The organism is Pantoea conspicua (assembly GCF_002095315.1).
In the GTDB taxonomy this organism is placed as follows: domain Bacteria; phylum Pseudomonadota; class Gammaproteobacteria; order Enterobacterales; family Enterobacteriaceae; genus Pantoea; species Pantoea conspicua.
Genome location: NZ_MLFN01000029.1, coordinates 23,724 through 47,784, shown reverse-complemented (window position 1 = coordinate 47,784; position 24,061 = coordinate 23,724). Strand labels below are relative to the sequence as shown.

Annotated in this window: 15 protein-coding genes, 1 tRNA gene and 2 pseudogenes; 5 read left to right on the top strand and 13 right to left on the bottom strand. The window is 57.0% G+C overall.

Going from position 1 to position 24,061, the window contains the following annotated elements; genetic code table 11:
* The first annotated feature begins 8 nt into the window (after positions 1-8).
* Positions 9-85 (top strand) — tRNA-Met (locus tag HA41_RS11690).
* A gap of 104 nt (positions 86-189) precedes the next feature.
* Here HA41_RS11690 and amiC read toward each other — a convergent pair.
* Positions 190-1,434: an N-acetylmuramoyl-L-alanine amidase AmiC gene (amiC, locus tag HA41_RS11685; RefSeq protein WP_094120943.1), complete on the bottom strand. Its 1,245-nt coding sequence runs from the start codon at positions 1,432-1,434 to the stop codon at positions 190-192.
* Positions 1,435-1,666: 232 nt separating this feature from the next.
* On the opposite strand from amiC, the gene argA reads away from it, so the two are divergent.
* Positions 1,667-3,007: an amino-acid N-acetyltransferase gene (gene argA, locus HA41_RS11680; RefSeq protein ID WP_094120942.1), complete on the top strand. Its 1,341-nt coding sequence runs from the start codon at positions 1,667-1,669 to the stop codon at positions 3,005-3,007.
* 50 nt (positions 3,008-3,057) lie between these two features.
* Here the strand turns inward: argA and recD are convergent.
* From recD to rppH, 12 genes and pseudogenes are all read right to left on the bottom strand, one after another.
* A pseudogene (recD, locus tag HA41_RS11675) lies at positions 3,058-4,898 on the bottom strand (exodeoxyribonuclease V subunit alpha).
* Positions 4,895-8,434, bottom strand: a complete 3,540-nt coding sequence (gene recB / locus HA41_RS11670; protein ID WP_094120941.1) for an exodeoxyribonuclease V subunit beta — start codon at positions 8,432-8,434, stop codon at positions 4,895-4,897. The pseudogene recD and the gene recB overlap by 4 nt, the downstream one beginning before the upstream one ends.
* Entirely contained in the window at positions 8,431-11,322 is a 2,892-nt protein-coding gene (ptrA, locus tag HA41_RS11665; RefSeq protein ID WP_094120940.1) for a pitrilysin, read from the bottom strand. Before ptrA ends, recB begins: the two co-directional genes overlap by 4 nt.
* 107 nt (positions 11,323-11,429) lie before the next feature.
* Positions 11,430-14,807: an exodeoxyribonuclease V subunit gamma gene (gene recC, locus HA41_RS11660; RefSeq protein ID WP_094120939.1), complete on the bottom strand. Its 3,378-nt coding sequence runs from the start codon at positions 14,805-14,807 to the stop codon at positions 11,430-11,432.
* Between the two features lie 104 nt (positions 14,808-14,911).
* Positions 14,912-15,151 (bottom strand): prepilin-type N-terminal cleavage/methylation domain-containing protein, encoded by a 240-nt coding sequence (locus HA41_RS11655; RefSeq protein WP_094120938.1) that lies wholly within the window; start codon positions 15,149-15,151, stop codon positions 14,912-14,914.
* Positions 15,152-15,197: 46 nt separating this feature from the next.
* Positions 15,198-15,602, bottom strand: coding sequence for a DUF2509 family protein (locus tag HA41_RS11650; RefSeq protein WP_094120937.1), 405 nt, complete (start codon positions 15,600-15,602; stop codon positions 15,198-15,200).
* Positions 15,599-16,126, bottom strand: coding sequence for a prepilin peptidase-dependent protein (locus HA41_RS11645; protein ID WP_208612761.1), 528 nt, complete (start codon positions 16,124-16,126; stop codon positions 15,599-15,601). The genes HA41_RS11650 and HA41_RS11645 overlap by 4 nt, the downstream gene beginning before the upstream one ends.
* A gap of 267 nt (positions 16,127-16,393) precedes the next feature.
* A complete protein-coding gene (locus tag HA41_RS21700) occupies positions 16,394-16,591 on the bottom strand; it encodes a prepilin-type N-terminal cleavage/methylation domain-containing protein (RefSeq protein WP_425270646.1) in 198 nt (65 codons plus the stop codon).
* A 191-nt stretch (positions 16,592-16,782) separates the two neighbouring features.
* The gene (thyA, locus tag HA41_RS11635; RefSeq protein ID WP_094120935.1) at positions 16,783-17,577 is read right to left on the bottom strand and encodes a thymidylate synthase; all 795 of its coding nucleotides are present in this window, start codon (positions 17,575-17,577) and stop codon (positions 16,783-16,785) included.
* Positions 17,574-18,455: a prolipoprotein diacylglyceryl transferase gene (gene lgt / locus HA41_RS11630; RefSeq protein WP_094120945.1), complete on the bottom strand. Its 882-nt coding sequence runs from the start codon at positions 18,453-18,455 to the stop codon at positions 17,574-17,576. The genes thyA and lgt overlap by 4 nt, the downstream gene beginning before the upstream one ends.
* A 176-nt stretch (positions 18,456-18,631) precedes the next feature.
* Entirely contained in the window at positions 18,632-20,878 is a 2,247-nt protein-coding gene (gene ptsP / locus HA41_RS11625) for a phosphoenolpyruvate--protein phosphotransferase (RefSeq protein WP_094120934.1), read from the bottom strand.
* Positions 20,879-20,890: 12 nt separating this feature from the next.
* A pseudogene (gene rppH, locus HA41_RS11620) lies at positions 20,891-21,417 on the bottom strand (RNA pyrophosphohydrolase).
* 684 nt (positions 21,418-22,101) lie between these two features.
* Between rppH and mutH the strand changes: the two are divergent.
* The 3 genes from mutH to HA41_RS11600 all read left to right on the top strand — a co-directional run bounded on the left by mutH (position 22,102) and on the right by HA41_RS11600 (position 23,926).
* Positions 22,102-22,779, top strand: a complete 678-nt coding sequence (gene mutH, locus HA41_RS11610; RefSeq protein ID WP_094120933.1) for a DNA mismatch repair endonuclease MutH — start codon at positions 22,102-22,104, stop codon at positions 22,777-22,779.
* Between the two features lie 99 nt (positions 22,780-22,878).
* The gene (locus tag HA41_RS11605; RefSeq protein WP_094120932.1) at positions 22,879-23,589 is read left to right on the top strand and encodes a TerC family protein; all 711 of its coding nucleotides are present in this window, start codon (positions 22,879-22,881) and stop codon (positions 23,587-23,589) included.
* Between the two features lie 118 nt (positions 23,590-23,707).
* Entirely contained in the window at positions 23,708-23,926 is a 219-nt protein-coding gene (locus tag HA41_RS11600) for a YgdI/YgdR family lipoprotein (RefSeq protein ID WP_094120931.1), read from the top strand.
* The last annotated feature ends 135 nt before the right edge of the window (positions 23,927-24,061 follow it).

Genomic DNA, 24,061 nt, shown 5'->3' with positions numbered 1-24,061 from the left:
AATACGGACGCGGGGTGGAGCAGCCTGGTAGCTCGTCGGGCTCATAACCCGAAGGTCGTCGGTTCAAATCCGGCCCCCGCAACCAATCATTTAAACACCTGAAAGGGTGTTTTTTTGTTTCTGCCGTTCCATAACGTCTTCTCCCCCGCAATCGGTACAGAACGGATAGCACAGGCTACCCGCTGCAATTTACCGATGCGCCAGCGCCGCCCCACTCTCCACATACGCCCTGATGCCTTGCAGAATCGCCTCCGCTACCTGATGCTGATAGCGCGTGGTGCGCAACTTACGTTCCTCTTCGACATTACTGATAAAAGCCGTCTCCACCAGGATTGACGGGATATCAGGCGCTTTCAGCACCGCAAATCCGGCCTGATCCACCGTGCGTTTGTGCAGATGGTTGATGCGCCCCATGCGGTGCAGCACCTCTTTGCCAAACTTCAGGCTGTCGTGGATGGTCTGCCGCTGCACCATATCGAACATGGTGTGGTCGAGATAGCGATCGCCGCTCTTGCTGACGCCGCCAATCAGGTCAGATTCATTCTGGGTCTGGGCGAGGAAGCGGGCTGCAGCCGACGTGGCACCGCTGGTCGAGAGGGCGAAGACAGAAGAGCCGCGCGCCGCCCGGCTGGTAAACGCGTCAGCATGAATCGAAACGAACAGATCGGCGCGCTGCTTACGGGCTTTGGCAACTCTGACGCGCAGCGGAATAAATACATCTTCATTGCGCGTCATATAGGCTTTCATATTGGCTTCTTTATCGATCAACGCTTTCAGCCGCCGACCGATCTTCAGCACAATATCTTTCTCTCGGGTTTTATATTTGCCGTGCGCACCGGGATCTTCGCCGCCATGACCAGGATCGATCATGATAATGATCGGACGATCGCGCCCGGCTTTACCCGGCAGCGGCGCCTGCACCGTTTCACCTTTTTCCAGATCGCCCTGGTTATAATCCTTCAGCAGCGCCAGCAGCGGATCGTCCTCCACCTGATTCTGGTTGGGATAGAGATCCACCACCAGCCGGTGATTAATTCCTGCAACCGGCGTCAGATTAAAGATCTTAGGTGCGACACTGCGCTTTAGCTCCAGCACCACCCGCACCGTGTTGCTGTCGAACTGGCCGACACGCGCATTTTTGATAAAGGGATCATCCACCCTCACCTGTTTATCCACGCCTTTCAGTACCGGGTTGAGATGCAGACCTTCTATATCAATCACCAGCCGTTCGGGATTGCTCAGTGCAAACTGCCTGTACTTCAGCGCCACATTCGATTCCAGCGTCATACGCGAGTAGGTCGAGGATGGCCAGATACGCACCGCGACGATGTGGCTTTTCGCCGCCATACCCACCCGGCTAACGCTTAGCAGCAGTAAGGCACCGCTTCCTTGTAAAAATCGTCTGCGTGAAAAGGAGGAATTAAAATCCGACATGCCGCTCCAGCTGCTGTGTAATGTCTAAAAAAGCGCCAGTTAATAAAATGGCGGCGAAAACTTTATCCAATCCGTAGGGGGATGTCACCCCGGAAATCCTAAATAATGCAGGCTGTTAGCGGCTTTGGCACCCGGAAAAACGTAAATTTTCGTCAGGATTAACGCTTGCAAAATCGCGGCTAAAAGCATAAAAATACAAAAAATTCGAATAATCATTCACTGAGGACTGGCCGTGAAGGAACGTAGTACTGAACTGGTTCAGGGTTTTCGCCATACCGTTCCCTATATCAATGCCCATCGGGACAAGACCTTTGTCATCATGCTGGGCGGCGAAGCCATTGAGCATGAGAACTTCTCGGGCATCGTCAACGATATTGGTCTGCTGCACAGCCTCGGTATCCGCCTGGTGGTGGTCTATGGTGCCCGTCCGCAGATTGATGCCAGCCTGGCGGAACATCAGCTTGAGCCGGTTTATCACAAGTTTACCCGGGTGACCGATGCGCAATCGCTGGAATTAGTGAAGCAAGCTGCCGGTCGTCTGCAGTTAGATATCACCGCCCGTCTCTCCATGAGCCTCAACAATACGCCGCTGCAGGGCGCGCATATCAATGTGGTCAGCGGCAACTTCATTATTGCGCAGCCGCTGGGGGTGGATGATGGCGTTGATTATTGTCACAGCGGGCGTATTCGTCGTATTGATGAAGAAGCTATTCATCGTCAGCTGGATAACGACGCGATCGTGCTGCTTGGTCCGGTGGCGGTGTCGGTAACCGGTGAGAGTTTTAATCTGACCTCGGAAGAGGTGGCGACCCAGCTGGCGATTAAACTTAAAGCGGAAAAAATGATCGGCTTCTGCTCAGAACAGGGCGTACTGGATAGCGAAGGAAACATCATCTCCGAGCTATTCCCGAATGATGCCCAGGCGCGTATTGACGAGATTGAAAGTGACGGCGATTACCTCTCCGGCACCGTTCGTTTCCTGCGCGGCGCGGTCAAAGCCTGCCGCAGCGGCGTGCGTCGCAGCCATTTAATCAGCTACCAGGAAGATGGCGCGCTGTTGCAGGAGCTGTTCTCTCGTGACGGTATCGGTACTCAGATCGTGATGGAATCTGCCGAGCAGATCCGGCGCGCCAATATCAACGATATCGGCGGCATTCTCGAACTGATCCGGCCGCTGGAGCAACAGGGCATTCTGGTGCGTCGCTCACGCGAACAGCTGGAGATGGAGATCGATAAATTCACCATCATTCAGCGCGACAACCTGACGATTGCCTGTGCCGCGCTCTATCCCTTTATGGATGAGAAAATCGGTGAAATGGCCTGCGTGGCGGTTCATCCTGACTACCGCAGTTCATCGCGTGGTGAAATGTTGCTGCAACGTGTGGCGCTCCAGGCACGTCAGATGGGGCTGCAGAAGCTGTTTGTGTTAACCACCCGCAGTATCCACTGGTTCCAGGAGCGGGGTTTTACGCCGGTCGATATCGAGTCGCTGCCTGAGAGTAAAAAAGAGATGTACAACTATCAGCGCCGATCCAAGGTCCTGATGGCCGATCTGACCCGCCATACGCTGTAATGGCTGAACGGGCCGGACGATTGATGTCGCCAGCCCGCTCTGACAGGCGTTTATCCTGCCTCGCCCAGACGCTCTACCAGACCACTACGCCGCTGGGTTTGCAACTGCACGGCGCGCTGGAATACGCCCGGATCGCTGTAGAGCGTCAGCTGTTTACGAGCGCGCGTTATCGCGGTGTAGACCAGCTCACGGGTCAGCACCGGCAAAAACTGCGTTGGCATCACCAGCGCGGTATGTTCGAACTCCGATCCCTGTGATTTGTGTACCGTCATCACCCAGGCCGTTTCATGCGATGGCAGGCGGCTTGGCTGAATCGCTTTGATGCTACCATCCGGCAACGGGAAAAAGACCTTCAGGTTGCCCTCTTCGTCCCGCAACGTAACGCCGATATCGCCGTTGAACAGCCCCAGCGCACTGTCGTTACGGGTAATCATCACCGGTCTTCCCAGGTACCAGCGCCCGCCGATAGCGGGACGGCGGATACGCTGTAGCTGCATCAGCCGCTGTTCAATACGCTGGTTTAATCCCTGTACGCCAAACGGTCCATCTCGTAACGCACACAGTAACTGATAACGGCCAAAGGCTGTCAGCACGTCGGCAGGTGACGCCTGCTGCCTGATCAGCTGCAAATAAGGCTGATAACCCTGCGCCACCTCATCCAGCATCGCCTGATAAGCCTCGCCACTGGTTAACGGCTGATAGCAGAGATCCTGAAAGCCTGCGGCGAAAACCGTTTTCACCTGCTGCGCATCGCCAAGGTTGATTGCCTGAGCCAGCTGGCCAATACCCGATTTCGCGTCAAAACGGTAACTTTTTGCAGCAGGCAGATACTGTCGCGTACCGCGGGTGCCAGCCGATCGTCACTGCCCTGCAGCGAACATCCGGTCAGCAACGCGAGCTGTTCTGCCCGCGCCAGGCTGTAGCCGCTCTCGGTACAGCGACAGATATCGCCCAGCACGGCACCTGCCTCAACCGACGCCAGCTGGTCCCGATCGCCAAGAAAAACCACCCGCGCATGGGCCGGCAGTGCGGCGATCAGCTTCGCCATCATCGACAGATCGACCATTGAGGCTTCATCAACTACCAGCACATCAAGATGCAGGGGATTACCGGCGTGATAGCGCAGACGCTGGGTATCCGGTTGCGCGCCCAGCAGGCGATGCAGCGTGGTCGCTTCCGTCGGAAAGCGCCGACGCTCTTCCTCGCTGACCGCTAAATTCTGCAACGCGTTACCCAGTGATTCGGTAAGGCGTGCCGCGGCTTTGCCGGTCGGTGCGGCTAACTGAATCCGTAAATTGCCAGGGTTAAGCCGGATCAGCGCGGCGAGTAATTTCGCCACCGTGGTGGTTTTACCGGTTCCGGGTCCGCCGGAAATCACCGCGGTCTTGCGGGTCAGCGCCACCGCGGCGGCAATTTTCTGCCAGTCGTCCGGGCGCGTGCCGAACAGCGTATTCAGCACTTCACTGGCCGCCTGGGCATCAAACGCCGACTTCACCTCCTGCAGGGCAAAGAAGCTCGCGACTCTGCCCTCGCTGTGCCACAGGCGATGCAGGTAGAGACGGCGGTTACTGAGCACCAGCGGGGTAATCAGGCTGCCGTCACTGACGGCAGCCCAGTCGGCCAGCAGTGATATCCAGTCATCCGGCGCACCGGCAGCCTGCCACAGTGCCTGCGCCAGCGCGGGCTGACGACCCGCAAACAGGCCCGCTTCGCACAGATTATCCAGCGGCAGGCAGACGTGGCCTTCCCCCGCTTCCGCGCTAACGCAGGCCGCCGCGAGCAGCAGTGCCGGTTGTGATTCTTCTGCCAGCAGGCGGGCAAACTGAATATCTAACGGCCGCAGGAGACGCTTCTCAACCGCCTGAAGCAGCAAGCTCAGCATTTCACTCATGACATCTCCGTGGTATGACCAAACAACGCATCAATTTCTTCAATAAAGGCTTCGCCGGGACGGGTGGCAAAAATACCGTTATCTGGCGAACTGCCGTCCATCCCGCGTAAAAACAGATAAAACACCCCACCGAAGTGGCGCTGATAATCATAATCCTGCAGGCGGTGCTGAAGATAGCGATGCAGCGCCAGGGTATACAACTGATACTGCAGGTCGTAGCGGTGGTCGATCATCGCCTGCGCCATCGCCTCGGGCGTATACGCAGCGTGGCTCTCCCCCAGCCAGTTCGACTTATAGTCGAGCAGATAATATTTTCCCTGCCAGCGGAACACCAGATCGATAAAGCCTTTTAACATGCCCCGCACCTGACGGAAATCGAGCGCTGCCGCCTGTCGTGATAGCGGATCGTGACGGCGCAACAGATCGTCGAGATCGGCCGCGGTCAGCAGATGATTAATCGGCAGATAAAACTCCATCTCGATCAGCCGGTCACTGCTTTTTATTGCCGATAGCGTCAGGCCGTCAGCATTAAGCGGCGTATGCAGTACCCGTTCGATCCACTGCTGGATAACCGGTAACCAGTTCAGCGGATAGCCGTGGTGCTGCAACTGATCTTCCAGCCAGATTTCATCCGGCGGTTCGGCAAAATCGATCGATTCAAACAGGCCATGTAAAAAGGTGCCGGGCGCGGCACCGCGCGGGAAATGGTGGGGCGTGAGAGCTGCCTCTTCACTGCCCTCCTCTTCACCTGCCGCGTCGATATCAAAATTGGGCAGCGCATCCAGCAGCGCGGAGCTGTGATGCTGTTGCAGTCCTGAGTAACTGGTGACCCGCCAGGCATCTGCCAGCGCACGCGTTACCTCCCGGCTGCTTAAAGCCTGATCGCCGGCTGGCCGATCCTGCCATGTTTCGCCTGGCCGCAAATCATCAGCGATAACCTCAATCCCGTTACCGCTTAACGCCGCCAGACGCTGGCTGAGCTGCTCCGCATCGGCCGCTTCGCCCCGCTGCACCAGATAACCCAGCGCACTTTTGTGCAGATCGCTTTCGCCCTCTTTTTTACGCGTTCCCTTGATCAACGGGGCAATACCCACGCTGCAGTGATAAACCGAACGGGTCAGTGCCACATAGAGCAGCCGCAAATCTTCTGCCAGTCGCTCCTCTTCGGCCAGCTCCATGCTCTGAGCATCGCCCTGCACATCCAGTAAGGCAGCAAAACTTTCACGATCGTGATAAAGCGCACTGGCTGCCTCACGGTAGCCGGCGGCAAACGGCAACCAGACCAGCGGGTATTGCAGCCCTTTCGATTTATGGATAGTGACGATTTGCACCAGATGACGATCGCTTTCCAGCCGTAGCTGCTGGCTGGCTGCCTGGCTATTGGGCCGGGCAATCTGCTGGGCCAGAAAACGCACCAGCGCATGCGGACTGTCGAGCTGCACCGCGGCTTCCTGCAGCAGTTCGCCCAGATGCATCAGATCGGTCAGGCGGCGCTCTCCGTTTTCGGAGGCCAGCATATTTTCAGCCAGCTGACGCTTGATCATCACGTCGCGCAGCATCGGTAACACGCCACGCTGCTGCCAGAGCTGCTGCCAGAGGGCAAACTGCTCGACCAGCCCATCCCACTCGCGTTCATTCCGGGTCAGTGCATCCAGCGCCGCGGCATCAATGGCGAAGATCGAGGTCGCCAGCGCGCTGCGCACCAGCCGTTCCTGCTCCGGTGCCTGAATCGCCTGCAGCAACCACAGTAACTCTCGCGCTTCAGGCGTGGTGTAAACGCTGTCGCGACTGGAGAGATAGACGGAAGGAATCGACAACGCATTGAGCGCATCGCGGATGAATCCTGCTTCGTTGCGACTACGGACCAGTACCGTGATGTCAGAGGCGCGCACCGGTTGCAGTGCCTCGCCTTTTCCCAGCAATGCCCGGCCCTGCTGCCCGGCCACCAGCCAGCGGCTGATATCCGCCGCACATTGACGCGCCATAAACTGCTGATAATCACTGCTGCCGGTTCCGCCGCCGGGCTGTAACCAGAAGCGCAGCGCCGGTTGCGGTCGATCGTCATAGATCAGTTTCAGCGCCTGATTCGGCGCGGCCGGTTTCACCTGCAGGAACGGAATGGCGGAGAACAGAAACGGCGATTCCAGCTGTGAAAACAGGCGATTGACGCTATTGACCATTTCCGGCGATGAGCGCCAGTTAGTATCGAGGGTATAGTGAGCACTGACTTCGTTTCTCGCCCGCAGATAGGTAAAAATATCCGCGCCGCGAAACGCATAAATCGCCTGCTTAGGGTCACCGATCAACAGCAGCGCCTGTTCCGGCTGGTTGATATAGAGCGTGCGGAAAATGCGATATTGCTGCGGGTCGGTATCCTGAAATTCATCGATCAGGGCGACCGGAAAGCGCGCCCGAATGGTCTCAGCCAGCAGGATACCACCGGGCTGCTGCAACGCCTCATCGAGCTTACTCAGCAGGTCATCAAAGCCTAACAGCGCCCGCAGCCGTTTCTCACGCTGAACGGTGGCGCGCACGTCGGTCAGCGCCTGGGCAATGATCACATCGCGCAGCGACAGAGGTTCCGCCAGAAACTGATCGATCGCCTCAAACACCGGGTGACGCGGCGCTTCGCCTTTTTTGGTTTTCTCCTCCAGCTGCTGCTGACTAAAGCGCTCCAGCTCTTTCGGCAGCTGGTAATCCAGCGTTTCGCTGTTGGCCCATTGCGTCACTTTCGCTACCCAGATCGGCAGATTTTTGCTGCTGTAGCTGCGCTTATCGACGCCGGAAGCGCCGATGATGCCTTCCACATCAGCACTGAGCGACTGCCACTGCTGCTTGATTGATGTGATGCGAGCCAGATTGCGGGCGTGACGTGACGCCAGGGTTTCATCGGCGGCTGGCGGACGTTTCAGGCTGGGCGATTCGCCCTGTAGCCAGGGGCGCAGCGTGGTCAGCAGACTGTCCGGTCCGCTCCATTCCGCTGCAATCACCCGCGCCACGTCAAGCGACAGCGGATAGCACTGACGCCGCCAGAAGTCGGCGGTGGATTGCTTCAGCAACGCCTGTTCATCCTCAATCAGCTCCTGCTCAAACAGCATGCCGGATTCAAAAGCGTTGAGGTTGAGCATCCGCTGGCAGAAGCCGTGGATGGTAAAGATGGCCGCTTCATCCATCTGTCGCTCTGCCGCCAGCAGCTGCGCGGCGGCGTGCGTTAAGTCGGGTATCTGATCAAGCAGCAACTGGTGCATCGAATCGCTGCTTTTACCGCGGATACAGGCCAGCCGCAGCTGATGGATATTCTCCCGGATACGCCCGCGCAGTTCAGCGGTGGCGGCCTCGGTAAAGGTCACCACTAAAATTTCTTCAACTGACAGGGGCCGACTGTAGGCGTTGTCGCCGCCAAGGCCCAGCAGCAGGCGCAGATAAAGCAAGCCAATGGTAAAGGTTTTTCCGGTGCCCGCTGAGGCCTCAATCAGCCGCTCGCCCCGGAGCGGCAGTGTTAAAGGATTCAGCGATTCAGGCGGTAACTGCGTCATTGAGTCTCACTCTTTACCGGCAGCGACTGCTGCAACTGTGCTACTTCACGCCAGGTTTTCCAGCCTGGCAACGCGGCAAAGGCCACTTTTTCATCACTGTTGCCCGCAATCTGCGAGGTCATCACCATACCCGTATGCTCTATCACCGCCTGCTGGAAGAAATCGGCCAGGCTGGCGGGCGTCAGTTGTTTAATCTGTGCGATCACTTTCTGGCGCGTATTAAACGCGTCGTTCTGGCGGTCAAAATCGCGACTGTAGCGATCCGCTTCCTCGTCGAGGGTCTGAGGCCGTTGTTGCAGCTCGTTGATCATCGCCTGCTGGTATTGAGCAAAGTCGGCCTGACTCATGTTGCGTAAGCGTTTTTCCGCCTGCGGATAGAAGGCCTGATAGCGTTGCAGCAGCAGGGCGGGCTGTTTGCTGTTGCTCTGCAGCAGGAAGCCAATTCCCCACTGGCGTCCCACCGGCATCTGGAAGGCAAATACCGCATAGCCGAGTTGCTCTTCAGTACGTAACTGGTTGTAGAACCACGGCTGCACAATCTGGCTCAGCATCGAACTGTTCGCCATGCTCTGATATTCGCCATAGCCCAGCGGAATATAGAGCGCCGCCAGGGCAGAATCGGTACTGCTGCCCTTCTGCTGCAGATTGGCTTTCAGCGGTTTTTCGAACGTTACATATTTGCTGCGCCAGGCATCGGTCCCGGTACTCTGCATCTGCTGTTTCAGTTCGCGACCCAGCTGAGTCACGCTGTCGGCGCTGAGGTTTCCTACCACCATCATTTCCGGCGTTGCCGCGCGGAACAGTTCATCGCGATAGGCGGTGACGTCGTTAAGGGTGATAGTACTCACCAGCTTGCGACGCGTCTCACGCTGGGTATAAGGCAACTGTGACAGCAGCTGCATCGGCTGAATCGCCTGCTCAAAGGCTTTTCCTTTCTCTGCCGCCTCAAGCCGTTCCAGATACCAGGATTTGGCCTGCTCCAGCTGCTGTTGCGTTGGCTGGAAAGTGGCATACCCTTCCACCAGCTTCTTCAGCAGGGTGGGCAGGCGCTGGGTAAAGCCGCTGGCACTGAATACCAGTCCTTCATTTTCGCCGGTTGAGAAACTGATGCCGCCCACCGACGCCTGCGAGTTAAGCTCGTCCAGCGCCAGACTGGAAAGGTAGTCATTCAGGCCAAACAGGACCTGCTGGCGCGCATCGCTGATGGCATGCTTGTTGCGCAACGCCAGCGTTATCGCAGCCTTTGGCTCACTGGCGTAAAACTGACTGGGCATCCAGTAAATGCGCATCCCGGCATCATTTTCCAGCCTGACCGGATGCGGATACTGTTTCCCGTCCGCCGGCAGCAGGGTGAAGTCATCCGGAATATAGGGATTCAGTGTGGGCATCGACAGCGCGATCTGGCTGGCCCGTTGCTGCCAGTCAGCAAACGTCTGTGGCGCTATTTTTTCAACCTGATACGGCGCATCCACAAAGTAAGCCTGTTTATTGTGCGGTTCCTGCGGACTGATATACCAGATACGCGCCTGCTGCGGCGTCATCTCGTCGAGCCGTGCTTTGATCGCCGCAGCATCATACTGATCCGCCAGATAAGGCGCATCCAGCGTGTGTTCAACCGGTACCCGCAGCATGGTGTCTGCCAGCCATTCGATGTAGTCCATATCCCGGGTGATTGAGGGATAGCGGAAATCGAGCGCCAGTACGTGAGAGACCTCATCGAAATAGCGTTTGTCATCCGCCTGCTCACGCAACAGGTTGATATAACTAAAAATAGCCGCAACCACTTCATCGCGCTGCGCCAGGCCTTTGTCGGTCAGCGAGGCGGTAATAGCAAAGACGCCGCTGTTACGATCGGTCATCGGGTCCGCACCGGCATTAACGCCATCGGCCAGTCCCTGCTTTTGCAGCCAGTCGGTCAGCGTATTTTTACTGCGATTGCCGATCAGGTAGCTAATCAGGGTGTCCGTTTTGCTGCGAAAACGGTCGCTGTTATTAGCAATACGAAACTCAATTTTAAGCTGTTTACGCGGCTGAGCCGGGACGTAATGGATCAGGATGCCCTGCTGTTCCGCGGTCACAACCGGCACGGTAATCGCGGGTACGGTGATGTTGTGGTTAGCGACCCGACCAAAGGTTTTCGCGGCAATCGACGCCATCTCTGGCAGCGTTTTATTGCTGTAAATGACCGCCTTCATCAGATTGGCGGAGTAGTGCGAGTGGTAAAAATCCTGTAGCGCCTGATGCAGTTTGCTGTCGGGCTTATCTTTCAGCGTGTCGAGGTTACCGCCGGAAAAGCGCGAGGCAGGATGAGCCGGGTTAAGGGTTTCCGCCCCGACCTGCGCCATACGTAAACCGTCGCGCGAGCGCGCCATCGTCAGTTCAGCGTTGACCGCATGGCGTTCCCGGTCAGCGTTCACCGGGTCCAGCAGCGGCGCGGCAACCGCATCGGCCAGGCGATCCACCGCCGGCTCCAGCGAAGCATTTTCCACTTCCAGATAGAAGGCGGTGCGGTAAGAGGCGGTGCTGGCATTGTGGCTGCCCCCGTGCTTTTTCAGGTACTCAGCCAGATTGTCCGGCTGCGGGTAATGGGCAGAGCCCATCAGCACCATATGCTCCAGATAGTGCGCCAGACCGAGCTGCTGATCCGGATCGTCCAGGGAACCAATCGGTAAGGTCAGTGCCGCCAGAGATTTGGGTGCCACCGGATCGGAAACCAGTAACACCGTCATGCCATTGTCGAGCCGAATCGCCTGATACTGACGAGGATCGTGTTCACTCTTGCGAATGATGTCATTAATCGGCTGCCAGCCCGTTTCTGTCTGCGCCAGTGCTGTACAAGCCAGCAGGCTTATCAGAAGCGCTGCTAACCAGCGTGCGTATGTCCGCATGTAAACCCCTTACCTTACCCAATCAACCGTCAGTGTCTGACACCGCGGCTCAACCAGAGCAAACTTTCTGTGTAATTAGCCAGTGAGCACATCTGCTGTCTGGCCTGCTATTCATCATCCTGATGTGCAGCCAGCACCGGTAAATACCAGCGCTGTGCCGCCTCAGTTATCTGGTGTAACTGTGTCTCTTCCAGCACGCGACACAGGCGTTGCAGGTAGGGATCGCTGCCTTCACCCTCTACCTGATAACTGCCTGACCACGCCGTCAGCAGGCGATTTCGCGCTTTAAGCTGGGTCGCCTCATCGGTCAGAAGTTGCTGGCTTTTTTTGTCATAGCTGGCCGTTAACCAGGCGCCGCCGCTTTTATTGAGCAGCATCAGCGGCTGGCGCATACCGGTCAGGTAGCCCGCGATATAATCATTCAGCGCAGCGATGGCGTCCTGCTGACTTACCGCCAGAAAGCACCAGCGACTATGTTGCCGGCCATACATCCGGCTACTGCCGGTTCCACCCAGCGCGCAGTAGACCAGATGCTCCAGCCAGAGCAGCAGGCCGTCGTTCATGTTCAGTACCCCTGGTCGCCAGCGCAACAGGCCGTCGCCCTGCACCTGCGTAAGCCAGCCGGTCAGGCTGACCTGTTCCAGTTGCAGATTGACTTCCCAGCTCTCCCCTTCGCTGCGCTGGGTCACCACTTCTGCCGCCACTTCCTGCATCTCGTCGCGCTGCGCCTGCCAGAAGAGTTCACCAAACGCACCATAAGGCAGATTACCCGCCGCACGGTGGTGCGCATAGAGCCGCTGGGTATCCTCTCCTTCCACCAGCGCATTCAGCAACTGCGCGTTAATCTGATAACGCTCCAGATTGTCGAGCGCAAAGGGCTCACTGTCAGGCAGTTCGTTCTCTTCCAGCCAGAAATTTACCCCGAGTCGTTGATGAAACCACGCCCGTACCGGATGGCGCCAGAAGCGCAGAAACGCCTCCAGCGTCAGCATTTCAATCGTCGGTGCCGCCAGCGGCTGGACAAAATCGGGTTGCGGCTGCCCCGTTCCCTGCGCGGCCGGTAACCATTCACGGGCAAAGCTCTGCAGCCTGGCGGCTGGCTGGAAGTTGTCGGCAGCAAACGGCATCCGGCTGTGCAGATGCTGCAGATGATCCCGTACCCGCGCCGCACTCTCATCCAGATCGCGATCTTCATCCCCCTCCAGATAAAAACTCTGTCCGATGTAATCCAGCAGTTCTGTGACCAGCACCGACGGATAGCGTTCCGTATTATCCTGAATGGCCCGCCCGATATAGCTGATGTAGAGCTGCTGCTGTGCAGAGATCAGCGCTTCCAGAAACAGATAACGGTCATCGTCACGGCGGCTGCGATCGCCTTTGCGTGACTTTTGTTGCATCAAATCAAAACCTAACGGCGCTAAGGTGCGCGGATAAACGCCATCATTCATCCCCAGCAGGCAAACTACCTGGAACGGGATCGAACGCATCGGCATCAGGGTACAGAAGTTAATCTGTCCGGCGAGAAAACGCTGGCTGATACGCTGCTGATCCAGCCGGCTGCGGAGATCGTCACGCAGCAGGGTGACCGGAATCGCCTCTTCAAACCGTGCGTTCATGCCATATTCGATCAACTCCTGCCACTGCTCCTCCACCAGCAGCAACGCCGCTTCGGTCTCCGTATCCGGGCTGAAAAAGGCGTTCAGCAGCTCGCGGCATAGCGGCAGCCAGGCCTGCAGCGGTCGTGGTTCGGCCAGCCGCTGCCGCCAATGGTTAAGCCGTGACAACAGCTCCGCCAGATGCCCGGCCAGTTCACCCACCAGGCCGCTCGATTCGTCATACGGCAGAATGCCTTGCCAGTCACCGTTGTGGCTTTCCATCGCATAGCCCAGCAGCATACGTTGCAGACCAAAGCGCCAGGTGTGCTGGCCGGTAATCGGTAATGACAGGGCTTCCACGCTGGCGTCATCCAGCCCCCAGCGCACGCCCGATTCGCTGACCCAGCGTCGCAGCAGGCGCAATCCGCTTTCATCAATGGCGAAATGGCTGGCCAGCGCTGGCACATCCAGCAGCGCCAGTACATCTTCTGAGACAAACCGGCTGTCCGGCAGCGCCAGCAGGTGCAGGAACGCGACAATCGCCGGGTGCGCCTGACTAGCCCGGCGATCTGAAATGGCGAAAGGTAAATAACGATCCGCAGGGGCGTTGGCGAAAACGGCCTGAATAAAGGGCGCATAGGCGTCGATATCGGCCACCATGACAATAATGTCACGCGCTTTCAGCGCCGGGTTGGCCTCCATCAGCGCTAACAGGTGATCCTGTAGCACTTCAACTTCACGCTGGGCACTGTGGCATACCTGTACCGCAACCGACCGATCGGCGGGATCGAGCCGGCGTTTCTGATCGCTATGCGCCAGTTCGGCGGCGTTCAGTCCGATGACAGCGTTGTCCTGCAGGTTGAGCAGATCGGACTGCAGACAGTGCAGCAGGTTGTCTTCTTCCACCTCAACAAAGGCGTCAATGTCGTCATTATCTTCCATCTGGCTGAGCAGAAAAAGATTGTCACGCCCCAGCTTGCCCCATGAGGCAAGCAACGGATTCGTCAGCTGTTGTTCACCCGCTTCATTGAAGAGCGCGGGTGCCTGTTCCACGTCGCGGAACAGTCCGCGCTGTTCATCCGCGCCGTGACGCCGACGCTGACGGCTTTGCAGCTTCGCCAGAAAGGCATAATCCTGAATATCGCCCCAGTAATCGCGGCAGGGATTGGTAAACAGCAGATGGATATCGATATGGCGTCCCAGCGCCTGCAACGCCTGAAGATAGACCGGTGGCAAGGCGGAGATGCCGCAGATAAAGACCCGCTTCGGCAGATTTTCTGGCGTGCGCTGCGCCTGTTCCAGCGTCTGAATAAAACGCGCATAGAGGTTGGCACGATGCCATTCAGGCTGCCGCAGGGTGGCGGTATAGCTAACCAGATCGCGCCACAGTGCTGCCTGCCAGCGCTGCGCCTCGCCCAGCCCCTCAATGGTTTCACCGCGCTCCCAGCTGTTGAGCCAGTCGGCGCGATAGACCAGATACTGGTCAAACAGATCCGCCACCCGCGAGCTCAGCTGGAACAGTTTACGTTTGTCGCCATCGTCATGCAGGTAGTGGCGCAGCGAGATAAATTCCTCATGCTCCAGCATCTCCGGCAGACGATGCATCAGCTTCCAGCTCATGCTGGCTTTACTGAAGGCGCTCTCCACCGGAATGTCGGGCAGCACCCGGACGAACATCTCCCAGATGAAGCTGGCCGGCAGTGGAAATTCGATGTTGGCGGCGATACCAAAGGTCTGCGCCAGCTCCATTTGCAGCCACTGCGCCATCCCCGGGCTTTGCACCAGCACCATTTCTGAGGCGAAAGGATCATCCAGTGGATCATGTTTAATCACCGCAGCCGCCAGAATCTTCAGCACATCAAGCTGATTTGAGTGATAAACGTGAAACATGAAAACTCCTGTGGTAACTCAGAACATAACTGCGGTATTGCGGCCCGGTAACTCTACCGCGGATCGCGGTTGAAGCCCATCAAAAGGGCGTTCGTGACTGCGGTTTAACAGCGTAATCGCGTCAGGGTAGCCGTACGCTGCTGCGGCCCCTGGACGTCGGCCCGTTCCAGCACACAGCCTGTCGGGCTGCTCTGCCGTTGCAGGGTGGAATGCCAGCCTGCGACGGCCTGCCCGACCAGACGTTGCTCCGCTACCCGCCACGCCTCGCGCTGCTCCCACTGCTGGCTGAACCCGCGAACCAGCGCGCGATGATATTGTAAAAGCGCACTGCTGCTTAATGCCATTAACAGCAGAGCAAATAACGCTTCCGGCAGGCTGAATCCGCCGGTCTCAGAGACAGTCGCCCGGCCTGGTGAACGGACAGTAATCGATCCAGCCGTGCGGCAGCGCCTGAATCCGGCTCTGCTGGAGTGTGACCCACTGCCATACCGCGGTGCCACTGCCGCTGGCTTCACCTTTAAGCAGCCCTTTTCCATCTTCACCTCGCTGTAGACAACTGCGCCAGCCCTCGCCTTCGTTAAGCTGGCAACCGGCCGTTTCGCCTGCCGGCCAGCGTTGGGTTAAGCCCCATTGCAGTGCCGACTGCGCCCGCCAGAAATCCTGTATGAACTGCTGCTCATCAGCCAGTAACAGCACCCCCTGCTCCAGCATTTTCCGGCTGGCATGCAGCGTCAGGCTGCCGATCACTAACAGCATTAACACCATGCCCAGCGTGCTGCTGCCCCGCTGCTTCACAGGTTTTCACCCTCTACCCAGCTTTCCACCGTTTCCAGCCAGCGCCCGGCTCGTCCCTGCAACCGCAACCGGATTAACCTCTGCTGGCGGATCACACTGAACTGCTCCAGCGTCAGGAAAGCCGGATCAGAGAGCCGTTCCCAGCCGCCAGAACGGCAGTCATCAACCCCGCGCTGCATCTCCAGCTGTTGCAGCCGCAGGCGATAGCCGTAGTGATCGCTGTCCGTCTGGTTAACGCCTTCCCACTGACCATTGCTGTTCTCATCCCAGCGCAGCAGCAGACAGTTTTCACTGATTGTCAGTGCGCCGTTGCCACACTCGCCGTGGCAATAGCCGGCCCGCCGCACCGCCTTTTCCAGCGTGGCCATGATCTGCTGAAGCTCCTGACGCAGCTGCGCCCGCTGCAACAATTCGACGTTCTCGCCCAGCAGCAGCGGTAAGAAACGTCCGGCGCTGACCATCAGCACCGCACCAATCGCCATCGCGATCAGCATCTCCAGCAGGCTGAAACCGGCCGCTTTCACCGGCACGCCTCCTCTTCGGTAGAGCAAAACGGATACGCGCCCGGGCCGAAATAATCAGCCGCAGCCGGCCTGCCTTATTACCCAGTTCGATGCTGCCCGCTCTGGCCACGTTGCGACGCCCGTAAAAGCCCGGCTCGCCGCGTATCTCGTATAGGATCACTTCAGGGTACGGCGCAACGAAATGCAGCCGCTTTCCGGCCTGACATGCATCAGGCGATGGACTGCCGCCGCCAATACACCAGGGATGATCCGCCCGTGACCAGAGGATCAGGTCACGATTTTGCCGGAACGCCTGAGCACGCAGCCGCAACAAAAACCCTGCAGCTGCTGGGCGGTATCGCGCAGCTGCTGCCGCTGCTGCCAGCGCTGCCAGCCGTGAAGCGCGCCGAGGCTCAGGATGCCAGCAATCACCATCACCACCAGCAGTTCCGGCAGGGTAAAACCGCGTAACGGGTATCTTTTCATGGCGCTAGCGTGCCGGGTGATGAAAGCGGGAACAAGCGGGCAGTTGAGGGGCTGGAAACCACATCGCAGAGAAAACGATCATCAGACATTCAGTGGCATGCCGCTGCGAGCCGTGCCGCCTTTTTTGCCGCTCAGGCATAAAAAAAGCCCCGGCGTGCAGAGCATCACCGGGGCTTTTTCATTGGCATGGGTTAAATCGCGACCGGCGCCTTAATGGCCGGATGCGGATCGTAACCTTCAATGTCGAAATCATCGAACTGGTAGTCAAACAATGAAGCGGGTTTACGCTTAATGACCAGCTTCGGCAATGGACGCGGCTCACGGGTCAGCTGCAGGCGCGCCTGCTCCAGATGGTTACTGTAGAGGTGGGTATCCCCACCGGTCCAGACGAAGTCACCGACCTGCAGGTCACACTGCTGTGCCACCATATGCACCAGCAGTGCATAACTGGCAATGTTGAACGGCAGACCCAGGAAAATGTCACAGGAGCGCTGGTAAAGCTGGCAGGAGAGTTTGCCGTCAGCCACATAGAACTGGAAGAAAGCGTGGCACGGTGCCAGCGCCATCTGCTCCAGTTCACCCACGTTCCAGGCTGAAACGATAATCCGGCGTGAGTCAGGGTCGCGTTTCAGTTGTTCAATCACTTTGCTGATCTGGTCAATCTCTCCGCCGCTGGCGGTGCCCCAGCTGCGCCACTGCTTGCCATAAACCGGGCCAAGATCGCCCTGTTCATCCGCCCACTCATCCCAGATCGAGACATTATTGTCCTTCAGATAACCGATGTTAGTGTCACCTTTCAGGAACCACAGCAGCTCATGAATGATCGAGCGGATATGGCATTTTTTCGTGGTGACCAGCGGAAAACCATCCTGCAGATTGAAACGCATCTGGTGTCCAAAAATTGAAAGCGTGCCGGTTCCGGTACGGTCAGCTTTTGGCGTGCCTTCATTCAGCACATGTTGCATCAGATCCAGATACTGTTTCATTTTTCCTCACGAAATTGTGGCTGTGGACGACGACGATAGGCCCAAATCATCATGGCGATACCGGCAATAATCATGGGTACGGAGAGAATCTGCCCCATACTGATTCCGCCTTCAAACAGGCCAAGCTGAGCATCCGGCTGGCGGAAGAACTCGACGATAATACGGAATGCGCCGTAACCGATCAGGAACAGGCCAGAGACACTGCCCATCGGGCGCGGCTTACGAATAAACAGGTTAAGAATGATGAACAGCACCACCCCTTCAAGAATCAGTTCATAGAGCTGCGAAGGATGACGCGGCAGGACGCCATAGGTATTGAGCAGCGCCTGATACTGTGGATTGGTGGCGGCCAGCGCGACATCTTCGCTGCGTGAGCCGGGGAACAGCATGGCAAACGGGAAGCCAGGATCAACACGGCCCCACAGCTCGCCGTTAATGAAGTTGCCAAGACGGCCTGCACCGAGACCAAACGGGATCAGCGGGGCGATGAAATCAGCCACCTGGAAGAAATGGCGCTTAGTGCGGCGAGCGAAGACCAGCATCACCACAATCACCCCAATCAGGCCACCGTGGAATGACATACCGCCATCCCAGACTTTGAACAGATAGAGCGGATTTTCAAGGAACAGCGGTAAATTGTAGAACAGCACGTAACCAATACGGCCGCCAAGGAACACGCCGAGGAAACCGGCATACAGCAGGTTTTCCACTTCCTCTTTTTTCCAGCCGCTGCCTGGCTTGTTGGCGCGACGCACCGCCAGCCACATGGCGAAAACAAAGCCGACCAGATACATCAGACCGTACCAGTGCAGCGAAACCGGTCCGATCGAGAAGATCACCGGATCGAACTGCGGAAATGCAATATAGCCGTTATTCATCATTCACCGTCTATTTTTCAGCCCTGAAAAAGGGCGTTAACAGGCACATAAATTAAGGCTGCGCATCATAGCACAGCCGGTTTTGTCAGTTGACGCCGAAATGTCAATGCACTTAACGCTTCGCGCCTGGCCCGCCTGGCCAGCAGGGGAAATAAAATCGCCTGCCGGGATGGCGCTTAGCGGCCTCCGCGGATCAGACCGCCCAATCCACGCCGCTCCATAAAGGCGGAGACCAGATGGCGAACCTCGGTAGCGGTGTGCGCATTCATTCCCTGCTCACTGAGCTTCTGCGCTTCTTCATGATCCAGATGGCGCAGCAGGTATTTCACGCGCGGCACATTTTTTCCGTTCATGCTGAGATGGTGATAACCCATCCCCACCAGCAGTGCGACACACATCGGATCGCCCGCCATTTCACCACACAGGCAGAGTTCAAGATTGGCCTGACGGGCTTCGCGGGCGATGGCGTGCAGGGCGCGCAGCATCGCCGGGTGCAGCGAGTCGTAGAGATTGGCCACGCGGGTGTTATTGCGGTCCACCGCCAGCAGATACTGGGTCAGATCGTTGGTGCCGACCGAGACAAAATCAACGCGCGACGCCAGATGCGGGATCATAAACAGCATCGACGGCACTTCAATCATGATACCGATGCGCGGCGTGGGGATGGGGTAGCCCAGCATCTCTTCCACTTCGCGACCGGCGCGATCGATCAACCGTTTCGCCTCGTCGATTTCATCGATATGACTGATCATCGGCAGCAGAATACTGAGGTTGCCGGAGGCCGCATTCGCCCGCAGCATGGCACGCACCTGGACCAGAAAAATTTCCGGCTGATCGAGCGTCAGGCGGATACCGCGCCAGCCGAGACAGGGATTCTCTTCACTGATCGGCATGTAGGGCAGCTGTTTATCCGCGCCCACATCAAGGGTGCGCAGCGTGACCGGCTTGTTGTGAAACAGCTGCAACATGCCCTGGTACTGCGCCACCTGCTCCTCTTCTGACGGGAAGCCATTCTGCAGCATAAAGGGGATCTCGGTGCGATAGAGACCAATGCCGTCAACCCAACTGCCGAGCGCCTGTTCATGCTCCGGACTTAAACCGGCGTTGAGCATCACCTGCACGCGCTCGCCGCTTTTCAGCTCACCGGGTTGATCGACGACCCCTTCTGCCGTTTTGCTCAGTGCGTTCTCTTCACTGATCAGCCGCTGATACTCCTGCACCAGCACCGGTTCGGGATCAATTAACAGCTCGCCGCGATAACCATCGACGATCAGCAGTCGTTTATTCAGCTGATGCGGCAGGATATCGGCGCCCATTACCGTCGGGATCCCCATGGCACGCGTCAGGATCGCCGCATGGGAGTTAGCGGCACCGTCGCGCACCACTACCCCAGCCAGCCGCTCGTGCGGCAGCTCTGCCAGCGAGGTGGCGGTCAGTTCATCCGCCACCAGCACAAACCGCTCCGGCCAGGCGTTGGTGCCGACCAGCGAATCATCAAGATGGAATAACAACCGCTGACCCAGCACCCGCAGATCGCCCGCACGTTCCCGCAGATAGCTGTCGGTCAGGCTGGCGAACTGTTCGGCAAACTTCTCGATCACCTGTTTAACCGCCCACTCCGCCACCGATCCGCGCTCGATCTCATCGAACAGATCTTTCTTCAGCCGGGCATCGGTTAACAGGTGGGAATAGAGGTCAAAGATCGCCGCGCTCTCTTTCTGCACGCTGGCACTGAAACGCTTGCTGAAACGGCGAAATTCGCTGGCGGCTTCGCTCATGGCGAGCGACAGGCGTTCACGCTCACGCTGAACATCCAGCGTTGAGGCCGCGGAGACCTGATCGAGCAGCGGCTGCGTCTCATCGACCCAGCCCGGTGCTACCGCCACGCCTGGCGCGGCGGCGATGGCACGTATCCGGGTCTGACGGAACTGACCAAACAGCTGCCCCATCTGGGATTGCGACAGCAGCGCCGCCATCTGCGTGGCCAGCGTGACCAGAAACGACTCTTCGCTCTCATCAAACTGGCGATGTTCACGCTGCTGTACCACCAGCACGCCAAGCAGCTGGCGACGGCTGATAATCGGCACGCCGAGGAAGGAGCGATAGCGCTCCTCTTTCACCGCGGGGATATATTTAAAACTGGGATGACTTTGCGCGTCGGCAAGGTTGATCGGCTCGGCCAGACGGCCGACTAAGCCAACGATGCCTTCGTCAAACGCCAGCGTCACAGTGCGGCCACGCGGCTTTTTCAGGCCGCGCGTCGCCATCAGGTAATAGCAGCGACGATCGTGATCGGCGAGGTAAACGGAACAGACTTCCGTATCCATCGCCAGACAGATCTCATTAACCAGGATGTCGAGTGCTTCATTCAGACGCGGCGCACTCGCCACTTTTTCTACAATTTCGCGCAACTGAGTGAGCATAAAGGGCGTGGCCTATCCTCTCTTACGTCGATGGGCAGGATTGTTTCGCTGCCCCGCACTCTCCTGCATAGACATCACCACGCCAGCGAATTCCTTCATCACCCGACGGTAGACGTCGCGTTTGAAGGAGACAACCTGACGCACCGGATACCAGAAGCTCACCCAGCGCCAGCCGTCGAACTCAGGCGTGCTGCTGTGCTGCACATTGATATCCGCGTCATTAGACATTAACTGCAGAAGAAACCACTTTTGTTTCTGGCCGATACATACCGGCTTTGTGTCCCAACGCACCAAACGTTTTGGCAACTTGTAGCGCAACCAGTTACGGGTAGATGCAAGTATTCGAACATCTTTACGGTGTAACCCCACTTCTTCGAACAGTTCGCGATACATCGCCTGTTCAGCGGTTTCACCGGGATTGATGCCTCCCTGAGGAAATTGCCAGGAGTGCTGTCCAAAGCGCCTGGCCCATAACACTTGTCCCTGCCTGTTACAAATTACGATACCAACATTCGGGCGGTAGCATCATCATCGATCACCGGACTACCTCAAAGCTAAATTTGAATAGGCTGATTGTTTCACACTCCTTACAGGCGGTAAACCACTGGATTCACGGGGTGTTGAGCGTAAAACTCCGGGATAACTCACAGAGAAGCCGCTAGTTATGAACAATCCCCGTCAGAAAAATCGATCTTATTCACCTTTTCTGTGGATAGCTTTGTGCAGAACGCGGGAGTTAACTGAATAACCTTGTCAGCCGGTTCAGAGAGATAAAAAATGGATTATTTACTATCCTTATGATTAATATGTATAAAAAGTAATTCCAGCCAAATTGGCTGAGTGTTAAAACTCCGACAAAACCGCCGCCTCTTTACAATTGAATGAATTTTAACCAACCAGCAGGTTATCCACAACAGATTGCTCAGCCTGAGGTCAGAGTGGCGAAATTAGCGTCAAAAACGGGAAAGTCAAGGCTGTAAATGGAACCAGTACCGTACAAGCTGGCCGGTTATCCCACTTTTCTGTGGATAACCGGGTATGAGATCCTGTTCATTGTTGCGAGTAAGTTGGGATAACCTGCAACGTCTCATCCTGTTGCCCGCGAGATCCCCTGAAAAAAGCATGATCTATCATGTTATTATCCTCACTCAGCGCAGTGAATTATTCAGTTAAACCTACTACGCAACATCCTGTACAAATTTTAATCAACACGAGTGATCGCTATGAAACACCTGCCCGCACCGCCTGAAGATGAAGCTATCCTGCTGGCCCGGGCGCAGGCGTTAGCCGGATTAACGCTGGAAACGCTGGCCGATCGGGCCGGTCTGACGATGCCGGCCGACCTGAAACGCGATAAAGGCTGGGTCGGTATGCTGCTGGAACTGCTGCTGGGGGCCAGTGCCGGCAGCAAAGCCGAGCAGGACTTCGCCCATCTGGGTATTGAGCTAAAAACCATTCCGATTGATGCCACGGGTAAACCGCTGGAAACCACCTTTGTCTGCGTCGCCCCGCTCACCGGTAACAGTGGCGTCACCTGGCTGACCAGCCACGTGCGACATAAGCTGACGCGGGTGTTGTGGATCCCGGTCGAGGGCCAGCGGGACATTCCGCTGCGGCAGCGTCGGGTCGGGGCACCGCTGTTATGGAGCCCGAGCGCAGAAGAAGATGAGATGCTGCGTCAGGACTGGGAAGAGTTGATGGATATGATTGTGCTGGGCCAGGTCGATCAGATCACCGCCCGGCATGGCGCATGGCTGCAGATCCGTCCCAAAGCCGCCAACAGTAAAGCGCTGACCAGCGGGATTGGCGATCAGGGTCAACCGATCCTAACCTTACCGCGCGGCTTCTACCTGAAGAAGAGTTTTACCGGACCGCTGCTGGCGCGCCACTTTTTGCTGTAGAGATAATATTCTGTTCTGGCGTGGCGCAATTTTATGGGAGAGAAGCAAATTCAGTGCGTATAATCCCCGTTTAATTTTCGTTTAGGATTGAATGTAGGTATGTTTGAGTGGATTGCCGATCCCAACGCCTGGCTGGCACTGGGAACCCTGACCATCCTTGAGGTGGTGCTGGGTATTGATAACATTATTTTCCTGTCGTTAGTGGTCGCTAAACTACCTAAGCACCAGCAAGCCAGCGCACGCCGCATCGGTTTGCTGGGCGCGATGTTAATGCGTCTGGCCCTGCTGGCCTCGATCGCCTGGGTCGCCAGGCTGACCAATCCGCTGTTTACGCTGATGGACCACGCCTTTTCTGCCCGCGATCTGATCCTGCTGTTCGGGGGTCTGTTCCTGCTGTGGAAATCGAGCATGGAGATCCACGAAACCATCGAGGGCAGTGAAGCGGAACAGAAATCCAATGTCCATTCGTTCCTCGGCGCGATTGTACAGATCATGCTGCTGGATATTATTTTCAGCCTCGACTCAGTGATTACCGCCATCGGCCTCTCCGATCATCTGTTTATCATGATGGCGGCGGTGGTGATTGCGGTGCTGATGATGATGTTCGCTGCCCGCAGCATTGGTGAATTCGTTGAGCGCCATCCGTCGGTGAAAATGCTGGCGTTAGCTTTCCTGATTCTGGTCGGTTTTACCCTGATTCTGGAGAGTTTCGCGGTTCATGTACCAAAAGGTTACATTTATTTCGCCATGTTCTTCTCAATGGCGGTTGAGTGCCTTAACCTGATGCGTGGTAAGAAAAAGAGCGCATAAGTTTGTCAAGGGCGAGTCTGCTCGCCCGCGAATTTTCAGATTCATGCGATTACCCCGGCCGGCAAAACAATTTATTACTACACTTTTTGCAGTCGATGATGTGTGGAGATGAGGCGTAATGAAAGGATGGGCAGGTGTAGCAATCGTGGCGTTAACCGCAGCGATGTTGAGCGGATGCAGTTCTGATTATGTTATGGCAACGAAAGATGGCCGGATGATTATGACCGAAGGTAAGCCGACCATCGATAAAGAGACCGGGCTGGTGGAGTATACCGATCAGTCCGGGCATGCAGTGCAGATTAACGGCGATGAGGTCTCGACCATCATTGAACGCTAAGTGCGAAATTGTCTCGCCTGCCACAGATTCCCCGCTGGCAGGCGATTTCCCCGACTTTTCCCCCTTCCTTCCCCGCCATTGCTCGCGCTATAGTCCCTGAGGACACAACATTCCATTCCATAAAGAAAAGGAAGC